Source organism: Pseudomonas sp. AIG (assembly GCF_977020205.1).
Genome location: NZ_CDROCK010000067.1, coordinates 22,380 through 32,773 on the forward strand (window position 1 = coordinate 22,380; position 10,394 = coordinate 32,773).

10 protein-coding genes are annotated in these 10,394 nt (G+C 60.2%); 8 read left to right on the forward strand and 2 right to left on the reverse strand.

Annotation, left to right across the window (positions count from 1 at the left end; translation table 11 throughout):
* Positions 1-9: 9 nt before the first annotated feature.
* The 5 genes from tsaB (at position 10) to ACWR1S_RS27805 (ending at position 3,673) form a co-directional block, all read left to right on the forward strand.
* Positions 10-684 (forward strand): tRNA (adenosine(37)-N6)-threonylcarbamoyltransferase complex dimerization subunit type 1 TsaB, encoded by a 675-nt coding sequence (gene tsaB / locus ACWR1S_RS27785; RefSeq protein ID WP_454565733.1) that lies wholly within the window; start codon positions 10-12, stop codon positions 682-684.
* Between the two features lie 257 nt (positions 685-941).
* Positions 942-1,250: a hypothetical protein gene (locus ACWR1S_RS27790; protein ID WP_454565734.1), complete on the forward strand. Its 309-nt coding sequence runs from the start codon at positions 942-944 to the stop codon at positions 1,248-1,250.
* Positions 1,250-2,110, forward strand: coding sequence for a DUF72 domain-containing protein (locus tag ACWR1S_RS27795; RefSeq protein ID WP_454565735.1), 861 nt, complete (start codon positions 1,250-1,252; stop codon positions 2,108-2,110). Before ACWR1S_RS27790 ends, ACWR1S_RS27795 begins: the two co-directional genes overlap by 1 nt.
* Before the next feature lie 31 nt (positions 2,111-2,141).
* On the forward strand, positions 2,142-2,978 hold the full coding sequence (locus tag ACWR1S_RS27800) for an isocitrate lyase/PEP mutase family protein (protein ID WP_454565736.1): 837 nt from the start codon (positions 2,142-2,144) through the stop codon (positions 2,976-2,978).
* A gap of 2 nt (positions 2,979-2,980) precedes the next feature.
* A complete protein-coding gene (locus tag ACWR1S_RS27805; protein ID WP_454565737.1) occupies positions 2,981-3,673 on the forward strand; it encodes an extensin-like domain-containing protein in 693 nt (230 codons plus the stop codon).
* Positions 3,674-3,676: 3 nt separating this feature from the next.
* Here ACWR1S_RS27805 and ACWR1S_RS27810 read toward each other — a convergent pair whose 3' ends face one another.
* Positions 3,677-4,297 carry an energy transducer TonB gene (locus ACWR1S_RS27810; protein WP_454565738.1) on the reverse strand — a complete coding sequence of 207 codons (621 nt, stop codon included), beginning with the start codon at positions 4,295-4,297 and terminating at the stop codon, positions 3,677-3,679.
* A gap of 92 nt (positions 4,298-4,389) precedes the next feature.
* Here ACWR1S_RS27810 and ACWR1S_RS27815 point away from each other — a divergent pair, with 92 nt between their 5' ends.
* The gene (locus ACWR1S_RS27815) at positions 4,390-5,172 is read left to right on the forward strand and encodes a class I SAM-dependent methyltransferase (RefSeq protein ID WP_454565739.1); all 783 of its coding nucleotides are present in this window, start codon (positions 4,390-4,392) and stop codon (positions 5,170-5,172) included.
* A 108-nt stretch (positions 5,173-5,280) separates the two neighbouring features.
* On the opposite strand, the gene ACWR1S_RS27820 is transcribed toward ACWR1S_RS27815, so the two are convergent.
* Positions 5,281-5,916: a TetR/AcrR family transcriptional regulator gene (locus tag ACWR1S_RS27820; RefSeq protein ID WP_454565740.1), complete on the reverse strand. Its 636-nt coding sequence runs from the start codon at positions 5,914-5,916 to the stop codon at positions 5,281-5,283.
* Between the two features lie 94 nt (positions 5,917-6,010).
* Between ACWR1S_RS27820 and ACWR1S_RS27825 the strand changes: the two genes are divergently transcribed.
* On the forward strand, positions 6,011-7,111 hold the full coding sequence (locus ACWR1S_RS27825; protein ID WP_150749458.1) for an efflux RND transporter periplasmic adaptor subunit: 1,101 nt from the start codon (positions 6,011-6,013) through the stop codon (positions 7,109-7,111).
* A 6-nt stretch (positions 7,112-7,117) separates the two neighbouring features.
* Positions 7,118-10,186 (forward strand): efflux RND transporter permease subunit, encoded by a 3,069-nt coding sequence (locus tag ACWR1S_RS27830; protein ID WP_454565741.1) that lies wholly within the window; start codon positions 7,118-7,120, stop codon positions 10,184-10,186.
* Positions 10,187-10,394 lie beyond the last annotated feature (208 nt).

Consider the following 10,394-nt stretch of genomic DNA (forward strand, 5'->3'; position numbering starts at 1 on the left):
GAAACATCGATGAGCACCTTGCTGGCCCTGGACACCGCGACTGAAGCTTGCTCCGTTGCCTTGCTGCATGACGGCAAGGTCACGAGCCATTACGAGGTGATCCCGCGCCTGCATGCGCAGAAGCTGCTGCCGATGATCCAGCAACTGCTGGCCGACGCCGGCACCACGTTGCAGGCGGTCGATGCGATTGCTTTCGGTCGCGGCCCAGGTGCGTTTACCGGTGTGCGGATTGCCATTGGTGTGGTGCAGGGCCTGGCGTTCGCGCTGGATCGTCCGGTGCTGCCGGTGTCCAACCTGGCGGTGCTGGCGCAGCGTGCCTTTCGTGAACATGGCGTGAGCCAGGTCGCGGCGGCCATCGATGCGCGGATGGATGAAGTGTATTGGAGCTGCTACCGCGAGACGGCGGGGGAAATGCGCCTGGTGGGTGCCGAAGCGGTATTGCCGCCAGAAGTCGCGGCGCTGCCGGCCGATGCCAGTGGCGACTGGTTCGGTGCCGGCACCGGCTGGGGTTATGCCGAGCGCATCGCGGTCAATCTGACAGGCTCCGACGCCGGCATGTTGCCCCACGCCGAAGACCTGCTGACCCTGGCGCGTTTTGCCTGGGAGCGCGGCGAGTCGATCCCGGCGGACGACGCGCAGCCGGTTTACCTGCGCGATAAAGTCGCTACCCCCAAGGCTCGTTGATTCAACACATTCCCTGTGGGAGCGAGCTTGCTCGCGAAGGCGTCGTGTCAGCCTATATCAATGTTGAATGTGCAGAACTCTTCGCGAGCAAGCTCGCTCCCACAGTGGGCAGTGCGCTGCCAGAAGTCTGCCAATCGTCAGTTTCTAACCCCGCGCTTTAAACCTTTTGCGCTTTATGTGTTCTAGTTATCACTCGGCGGTTTGCTAAGTCGGTCAAGTGCCGCTAAATTGCCATCATCGATACCGAGCATGAAATTATGCGTATAGACGGCCTTTCCTCTCAGTCCTACCCCATCAAGCGCAAGCCTCGCAAAGGCAATGCGGCGCTGGATGAATCCGTCGACGATATCGACGGCGAGCTGGAATTCCCGACTGAAGAGCAACTGGCCGCCCGCGCTGCCAAAGCCTCGGCACAACGCCTGAGCAATCTGCCTGCCCGTCAGCAAGACATGATCTACCACCGTGCGATGAAAAAAAGCGTAGCGATGGCCTTGGCCAGCTACCTGAGCACTGCCGGTTTTGTCGATTGGGATGCGGACGTGCTGGGCCTCGATCTGTACATCTGATGGATTTGCCTTACTACCTCGGTTGCCCGTCCTGGAGCGAAAACGCCTGGCGCGAATATCTGTATCCGGTAGACGCAAAAACTTCCGACTTCCTCGGTCTCTATTCGCAAGTGTTCAACGCCGTCGAAGGCAACACGACCTTCTACGCCAGTCCATCGCCCGCCACTGTGCAGCGTTGGGCCGAGGTCATGCCCGCACACTTTCGCTTCACCGCCAAATTCCCCGGCGACATCAGTCACAGCGGTGATCTGCGCGAGCAACTGACCGCCGCCGAAACCTTCCTGCAATTACTCAAGCCCCTCGGTCAGCGTGTCTCGCCGCTGTGGTTGCAACTGTCGAAAAGCTTTACGCCGCATCGGCTGCCGGAACTGGCGGCGTTCATCGATGCGCTGGATTGCCCGTTGGCGGTGGAAGTGCGGCATGAACAGTTCTTCGCCAAGGGCGAAAGCGAACGTCTGCTCAATCGCCTGCTGCTGGACCGTGGCGTTGAACGCATTTGCCTGGATCCGCGTGCGCTGTTCAGTTGCCTGTCGACCGAGTCTTCGGTGATTCACGCGCAATCGAAAAAGCCGCGAGTGCCGACGCGCCCGGCGGCGTTCACACAGTTTCCGCAAGTGCGCTTCATCGGTCATCCCGAGCTTGAGGCTAACGATACTTTCCTTGTGCCGTGGGTGGCGAAAATTGCCGAGTGGATTGAAGAGGGCCGTACGCCGTACATCTTCCTGCACACTGCCGACAACCTCCTCGCGGCGAAGCTGGCGCAACGTTTTCACGCACAACTGATGCAACGTTTGCCTGGCCTGCCAGCGCTGCCTGAGCTATACAGAGAGCCCGCCGCCGAGCAACTTGGCCTGCTCTGAGGCGGATTTTTTCCTGCCCTGGAGCCTGCCGATGGATGCCTCAGCCCTTCAAGAACAAGTCCGTAAAGCCCACGCCTTCAAAGCGTTGCACGAGCGTACGCAAGTCTTCGTCATTCCCAATCCGTGGGATGCAGGTTCCGCGAAGATGCTCGCCAGCCTTGGCTATCAGGCCTTGGCAACGACCAGCGCCGGTTATGCGTTTTCCCAGGGCAAGGCTGATGGTGCGTTAAGTCTCGATGAGACTCTGGACAATGTCCGCGTGATTGTCGCCGCGACCGATTTGCCGGTGGCGGTGGATCTGGAAAACGGCTTTGCCGATGACCCGGCCGAGGCTGCAAAAAGCCTGCTTCGCGCAGCAGAGGCGGGTGCGGTGGGTGGTTCGATCGAAGACGCGACGGGCCGCGCGGATGCGCCGATCTATTGCTTCGAACACGCGGTGGCACGTATCGAAGCCGCCGTCGCCGCCGTGCGCACGCTGCCATTCCCCTTCATCCTGACGGCGCGCGCGGAAAACTACCTGCACGGCAATCCCGACATCAACGACACCATTCGCCGCTTGCAGGCCTTTGCCGAGGCCGGCGCCGACGTGTTGTACGCACCGGGTTTGCGCAACGCCGAAGAAGTGCTGGCAGTGGTGCGTGCGGTGGCGCCGAAACCGGTCAATGTGCTGATGTCCGGCGGTTTGAAACTGACCGTGCAGGAGTTGCAGGAAATGGGCGTGCGCCGGATCAGTACCGGTTCGGCACTGGCGTTGGCGGCGTTCGGCGAATTCTTCCGTGCCGCTGAAGAAATCCAGCAATCCGGCACTTTCGGGTTTACCTCGCAGTCGATGCCGTACGCCAAAGCCAATCAATTCTTCAAAGGCTGAGCATGGGGCGGTGGATCGCGCTAACTGTGTTGCTGATCACTGGCGGCGCGTTGATCAGTGTGTGGCGCGGTTGGCTGGACGTGCCGCCGTCATGGAATCCATGGGCGCCACTGGATGTAAACGCCGCGCCCAACTGGCTGACCGGCTACAAACTGATGCGTTTGCGCAGTGACCCCGAACTCTGTGCCCAGGCGTTGAACAGCTCTGATCTTCGCGTCACGCGACAAGCCGACAGCCCGGACGCCAAGTGCCCGTTGATCGGTGCCTTGCGCGTACAGGGCGGTGAGGTGGCGCTGAGCAGCAGTTTCCTCGCCAGTTGTCCGCTGGCGGTGGCCTACGCGATGTTTGAACAGCACACGCTGCAACCTGCTGCACAATCCGTTTACGGGCAGAAGGTTGCACGCCTTGATCACCTCGGCAGCTTCGCCTGCCGCAATGTCTACAACCGCGAAAGCGGGGCGCTCAGCCGTCATGCCAGCGCCGATGCATTGGACATTGGCGGTTTTCGGCTGGCCGACGGCCGCAGCATCAGCGTACTCAAGGATTGGCCGAAGCAAAATAAGGATGCGCAGTTTCTGCGTCAGGTGCGCGACGGCGCCTGCGAGGCGTTCAGTGTGGTGTTGAGCCCGGATTACAACGCCGCCCACCGCAATCACTTTCATGTCGATGTCGGGCGCTGGAGCGTGTGTCGTTGAGGTTTAAGCGGCGAGGCGCAGGTTCTGCAGAACGATCGGGCGTGCCCAGCCGTTATCAAAGTCCAGCGCTTTCTGTTGCTCGACGATTTCTTCCGGCGGGAATGGCGGATAAGGCTTTTGCAACAGATCCAGATCGAATTCGGCAATTGGCAGGTACAGCGGTTTCTTCTGCGGTGCCGGGCCAGGCTCTGGAACGGGCTGACCATTGTTGATCACCACCGGACGCACCCAACTGCTGTCGAAATCCTGTTGCTCTTGCTGAGCCTTGAGTTCTTCAGGCGGGAACGGTGGGAATGGCTTGTCCAGCAAGTCCATTTCGAACTCGGCGATCGGCAGGAACAGCGGCTCTGGCGGACGCACTTCGGTTTCGACCACGTCGCACTCGCGCTGGCTGATGATGTGCGCGTGCAGCTCACTGCCGATGGTCGGCTCTTCCGGGCTGTTCAGGTCAACCGGCGGAAATGTACCGCAGGCAGGCACCACTTCACTCGTCTGTTCGGCCAGCGCCTGGGCAAAGAAATCCTGCCACAGGTGACTGACGCCGCTCAGTGCTTGAGTATTGTGACGGCTAAAGTCGCCATGGGGCGAAATGTAGCCAATCGATGTGGGAAGAATGCCTGACATTTTTTTCGGTTGACGCTCAGCTCTGGCAAAATGCGCGTTGAATGAGTTATCGGCGGTTTTTGCCGCTCCTTGAATTTTTGAGCGTGTTTTCCATGATTGAGCAACCCGCGGCCTGCCGCATCCATGTTCAGGCCCTCGGCCCTACGTTTGAAGCGCAAGCCGGGCAGTGGGCCGAGCGCTTGGGCCTGCCGCTTGAAGTGGCGGATGGCGAGTTTGCCTTGCAGGTCGGCGAGCAGGGTTTGCAGTTGCAACAGCTTGGCCCGGACGCACCGGGGCCGGTGCGCGTCGACTTCGTCGAGGGCGGCGCGGCACACCGGCGCTTATACGGTGGTGGCAGCGGGCAGATGATTGCCAAGGCTGTCGGCATTGCCCAAGGCGTGCGCCCGCGCGTGCTGGATGCCACGGCGGGACTGGGCAAGGATGCGTTCGTGCTGGCCAGTCTCGGTTGCGAAATGAGCCTGATCGAGCGCCAGCCGCTGATTGGCGCGCTGCTGGAGGATGGTCTGGCGCGGGCGGCGGAGGATTTCGATGTGGCGCCGATCGTGGCGCGGATGAAGTTGCTCAAGGGCAACTCCATCGAGGTCATGCAGAACTGGGAGGGTGAGGCGCCGCAGGTGATTTATCTCGATCCGATGTTTCCGCATCGCGAGAAGACTGCGTTGGTGAAGAAGGAGATGCGTCTGTTCCGGCCGCTGGTGGGCGATGATCCGGATGCGCCGGCGCTGTTGCAGGCTGCTTTGGCACTGGCCACGCACCGGGTGGTGGTCAAGCGGCCGCGCAAGGCGCCGTGCATTGAAGGGCCGAAGCCGAGCCACGCGCTGGATGGCAAATCCAGCCGCTATGACATTTACCCGAAGAAAGCGCTCAAGCCCTGAGATCGAGGCGCCCCCATTCGCGAGCAGGCTCGCTCCCACATTTGAAATGCATTCCAAGGTGGGAGCGAGCCTGCTCGCGAAGGCGTCCGCCCAGACACCGCAAAGCTGTCAGGGTCGATAAGCTCGCATAAACAACCCCACCACTTCCTCAATATGGCTCTCTGCAGCCTCTTCGCTCAACGGCTCCCCACAGCCATACAACAGCCGAAAATTCCCCGCACCCTTGATCAGACAGAAGAAATGCTCGGCGGCATTGCGCGGCAGATCGATGCTCAGCGCACCGGTCTCGTGGATGCGCGTCAACAGCCGCTCCATCCCTTGCACCATGCGCTGCGGACCCGCCTCGAAGAAGATCAGCGACAGCTTCGGATCCTGACTGCCCAGCGCCATGATCAAGCGGTGCAGATTCACCGATTCATCACTGTTGATCAGGTGATGGAAGCCGCGCGCAATGTTCAGCAACACATTTTCCACGGCGATGCCTTCGGGCAATTCGAAGAACAGCGGCGGTAATTGTTCCTCGCATTTGGCCACCACGGCGGCGGAGAACAACGTCTCCTTGTCGTTGAAATGGCTGTAGACCGTCAGTTTCGACACACCCGCCTCGCTGGCGACCGCGTCCATGCTGGTGTTGGCGTAGCCATGACTCAGAAACAGAATTTTCGCCGCCTCGAGGATTGCCTGGCGTTTGGCCAGATCCTTGGGGCGGCCCGGACCGTTTGGAGCTGAAAGATTGTTCGACATTCTTCGCTTTTAATACTGGACTGGTGAGTTTGCTATTAATAACATACCCGCCAGTATAATTATTCCAAGCACCATTAGCGAAAGGTCCGTCACCATGTTCCGCCATGCGTTGTCCCTCGCGTTGCCAGTGAGTCTGGCGTTCCTTTTGTCAGCATGTGGTCAGGAAGAGGCGACGCAAGTCACCGTGCGACCGGCCATGGTGGTGCAGCCAGAGCCTTCGGCGCAGGCGATGGAAAGTTATCCGGGCGAGGTGCGCGCCCGTTACGAACCCGATCTGGCGTTCCGCATTGGCGGCAAAGTCAGCCGACGACTGGTCGATGAAGGCCAACGCGTAAAGGCCGATCAGCCGCTCGCCGAACTCGATCCACAGGACGTGCGCCTGCAACTGGAAGCCACCCGTGCCCAGGTTGCTGCCGCCGAAGCCAATTTGAATCTGGTGCGTGCCGAGCGCGATCGCTACAAGACCCTGATGGATCGGCAGATGGTCAGTCGCTCGGCCTACGACAACGCCGAAAACCTCTATCGCTCTGGCGAAGCCCGGCTCAAACAAATCAAAGCTGAATTCAACGTCTCGACCAATCAGGCCAGTTACGCGGTGCTGCGTGCGCCGCAGGATGGCGTGGTGGCCAAGCGTTCGGTGGAGGTCGGCCAAGTGGTTGCCGCCGGGCAGACAGTGTTTACTCTTGCCACCGATGGCGAGCGCGAAGTGCTGATCAGCCTGCCGGAGCAGAGCTTCGGCCGCTTCAAGGTCGGTCAGCCAGTGACCGTCGAACTGTGGACGCAACAGAATCAGCGTTTCGCCGGGCAGATCCGCGAACTGTCGCCCGCCGCCGATCCACGCTCGCGCACCTTTGCCGCGCGCATTTCCTTCACCGGCGGCAAAGTCCCGGCCGAACTGGGCCAGAGCGCCCGTGTGTTCGTGCAGTCGGCCGACAGCGTTTCCCTGTCGGTGCCGCTCTCGGCACTCACCGCCGAAAACGGCGCGACCTACGTCTGGGTCGTCAATGGCAACAACACCTTGAAGAAAACCCCGGTGCGCATCGGCCCGTTCGGCGAAAAAACCGTGCCGGTGCTCGAAGGCTTGAACGCCAGTGACTGGGTGGTGGCGGCCGGCGTGCATGTGTTGCTCGAAGGGCAGCAGGTGCGTCCGGTGGATCGCTCCAACCGTGTGGTCAATCTGGCGGACAAGGAGTAAGCCCCGATGCGCTTCAACCTATCCGAATGGGCGCTGCGTAATCGCCAGATCGTACTGTTCCTGATGCTTCTTCTAGCCATCGTTGGTGCGTTGTCCTACACCAAACTCGGCCAGAGCGAAGACCCGCCGTTTACTTTTAAAGCCATGGTCATTCAGACCCGCTGGCCGGGTGCGACCGCGCAGGAAGTTTCGCGGCAGGTCACCGAACGCATCGAAAAGAAGCTGATGGAAACCGGTGAGTACGAACGTATCGTCTCGTTCTCGCGCCCCGGTGAATCGCAAGTTACGTTCATCGCCCGCGACTCGATGCATTCCAAGGAAATCCCCGACCTCTGGTATCAGGTGCGCAAGAAGGTCAGCGATATTCGTCAGACCTTGCCGCCGGATATTCAGGGGCCGTTCTTCAACGATGAATTCGGCACCACGTTCGGCAATATCTACGCGTTGACCGGCGACGGTTTCGATTACGCCGTGCTCAAGGATTACGCCGATCGCATCCAGATCCAGCTGCAGCGGGTCAAGGATGTCGGCAAGGTCGACCTGCTCGGTTTGCAGGACGAGAAGATCTGGGTCGAGCTGTCCAACGTTAAACTGGCGACCCTCGGCTTGCCGCTGGCAGCGGTGCAGCAAGCGCTGCAAGAACAGAACGCGGTGTCGACCGCCGGGTTCTTTGAAACCGGTAGCGAGCGCTTGCAGCTGCGGGTCTCGGGGAATTTTCAGACAGTCGATGAGATAAAGAATTTTCCGATCCGCGTCGGCGATCGTACGTTCCGCATCTCCGATGTCGCCGATGTGCGTCGCGGTTTCAACGACCCACCGGCGCCGCGCATGCGCTTCATGGGCGAAGACGCGATCGGTCTGGCCGTGGCAATGAAGGATGGCGGTGACATTCTGGTGCTTGGCAAAGCGCTGGAAGGCGAGTTCTCGCGCATCCAGAAAAATCTTCCGGCCGGCATGCAATTGCGCAAGGTTTCCGATCAGCCGGCGGCAGTGAAAACCGGGGTCGGCGAGTTTGTTCAGGTACTGGTCGAAGCGTTGGCGATTGTCTTGCTGGTGAGCTTCTTCTCCCTCGGCGTGCGCACCGGCATGGTCGTGGCGCTGACCATTCCGCTGGTGCTGGCGATGACCTTCGCCTGCATGTATTACCTGGGCATCGGCCTGCACAAGATTTCCCTTGGCGCGTTGGTGTTGGCGCTGGGCTTGCTGGTGGACGACGCGATCATTGCCGTGGAAATGATGGCGATCAAAATGGAGCAGGGCTTCGACCGCATCCGTGCGGCGAGTTATGCCTGGACCAGCACTGCGTTCCCGATGCTCACCGGTACGTTGATTACCGCCGCCGGGTTCTTGCCGATTGCCACCGCGCAGTCCGGCACCGGCGAATACACCCGTTCGATCTTTCAGGTGGTGACCATCGCGTTGCTCGCGTCCTGGGTGGCGGCGGTGATGTTCGTGCCATATCTGGGGGAAAAACTCCTGCCGGATCTGGCGAAAATTCATGCGGCCAAACACGGCACTGGCGATGGTCAGCCCGATCCGTATGGCACGCCGTTTTATCAGCGGGTTCGGCGGCTGGTGGAGTGGTGCGTGATGCATCGCAAGACCGTGATCGTGCTGACGGTGGGGTTGTTTGTCGCCTCGGTGATGTTGTTCCGCTTCGTCCCGCAGCAGTTCTTCCCGGCTTCCAATCGACTGGAGTTGATGGTCGATCTGAAACTGGCCGAAGGCGCATCGCTGGCCAATACCACCGGTGAGGTGAAACGGCTTGAGGCGATGCTCAAGGATCACGCCGGCATCGATAATTACGTGGCGTACGTCGGCACCGGTTCGCCGCGTTTCTATTTGCCGCTGGATCAGCAATTGCCGGCGGCGAGCTTTGCGCAGTTTGTGGTGTTGGCGAAAACCATCGAAGAGCGTGAAGCACTGCGCACCTGGTTGATCGAAACCCTCAACGAGCAGTTCCCGGCCTTGCGTTCGCGGGTTACGCGTCTGGAAAACGGTCCACCGGTCGGCTATCCAGTGCAGTTTCGCGTCACCGGTGAACACATCGAAGAGGTCCGCGCGTTGGCGCGCAAAGTGGCGGCCAAGGTTCGCGAGAATCCGCACGTGGTCAATGTGCACCTGGATTGGGAAGAACCGAGCAAGGTTGTTTATCTGAATATCGATCAGGATCGCGCCCGGGCGCTGGGTGTGAGTACGGCCAATCTGGCCAAATTCCTCCAGAGTTCGTTGACCGGGTCGAGTGTCAGTCAGTATCGCGAAGACAATGAGTTGATCGAGATTCTGCTGCGCGGCACGGTGCATGAGCGAACTGAATTGTCGTTGTTGCCGAGTCTGGCGGTGCCGACGGATAACGGCCGCAGTGTGGCGTTGTCGCAGATTGCCACGCTGGAATATGGCTTTGAGGAAGGGATTATCTGGCATCGCAATCGTCTGCCGAACGTGACCGTGCGTGCCGATATTTATGGCAAGGAGCAGCCGGCGACGTTGGTCAAGCAGATCATGCCGACGCTGGATTCGATTCGCGCCGAGTTGCCGGATGGTTATCTGTTGGATGTCGGCGGCACGGTGGAGGATTCCGAGCGTGGGCAGAAGTCGGTGAATGCCGGGGTGCCGATGTTTATCGTGGTGGTGCTGACGCTGTTGATGGTGCAGTTGCGCAGTTTTTCGCGTACGGCGATGGTGTTTTTGACGGCGCCGTTGGGGTTGATCGGGGTGACGTTGTTTTTGATGGTGTTCCGCCAGCCGTTCGGGTTTGTGGCGATGTTGGGGACGATTGCGCTGTCCGGGATGATCATGCGTAATTCGGTGATTCTGGTGGATCAGATCGAGCAGGATATTGCTTCGGGGCTTAAGCCTTGGCAGGCGATTATCGAGGCGACGGTGCGGCGCTTTCGGCCGATTGTGTTGACGGCGTTGGCGGCGGTGTTGGCGATGATTCCGTTGTCGCGCAGTGTGTTTTTTGGGCCGATGGCGGTGGCGATCATGGGGGGGTTGATTGTTGCGACGGCGTTGACGCTGTTGTTTTTGCCGGCGTTGTATGCGGCTTGGTTCCGGGTGCGTAGGGACGCTTGATTCTTTTGTGACGTGGCGGCCTTCGGGCCGACCATGCTCTGGGTGTTCTTTGTGAATATCCGTTTCTTCGGGGGCTGCCGCTGGCGGTTTCGCCCTTACGGCGAGTCACCTTTTCCAAGCGCCGAAAAGGTAACCCAAAAGGCTTTGCCCTGACGTTCGGCCCGCTCGCTGGGGCTCGGGGTTCCTTCGCTCCGGGATCGATCCGGGG

Coding starts and splice junctions, on each gene's coding strand:
- ACWR1S_RS27825 (WP_150749458.1), top strand. CDS start 6,011: ATGTTCCGCCATGCGTTGTCCCTCGCGTTGCCAGTGAGTCTGGCGTTC.
- ACWR1S_RS27790 (WP_454565734.1), top strand. CDS start 942: ATGCGTATAGACGGCCTTTCCTCTCAGTCCTACCCCATCAAGCGCAAG.
- ACWR1S_RS27805 (WP_454565737.1), top strand. CDS start 2,981: ATGGGGCGGTGGATCGCGCTAACTGTGTTGCTGATCACTGGCGGCGCG.
- ACWR1S_RS27820 (WP_454565740.1), bottom strand. CDS start 5,916: ATGTCGAACAATCTTTCAGCTCCAAACGGTCCGGGCCGCCCCAAGGAT.
- ACWR1S_RS27815 (WP_454565739.1), top strand. CDS start 4,390: ATGATTGAGCAACCCGCGGCCTGCCGCATCCATGTTCAGGCCCTCGGC.
- ACWR1S_RS27800 (WP_454565736.1), top strand. CDS start 2,142: ATGGATGCCTCAGCCCTTCAAGAACAAGTCCGTAAAGCCCACGCCTTC.
- ACWR1S_RS27795 (WP_454565735.1), top strand. CDS start 1,250: ATGGATTTGCCTTACTACCTCGGTTGCCCGTCCTGGAGCGAAAACGCC.
- ACWR1S_RS27810 (WP_454565738.1), bottom strand. CDS start 4,297: ATGTCAGGCATTCTTCCCACATCGATTGGCTACATTTCGCCCCATGGC.
- ACWR1S_RS27830 (WP_454565741.1), top strand. CDS start 7,118: ATGCGCTTCAACCTATCCGAATGGGCGCTGCGTAATCGCCAGATCGTA.
- tsaB (WP_454565733.1), top strand. CDS start 10: ATGAGCACCTTGCTGGCCCTGGACACCGCGACTGAAGCTTGCTCCGTT.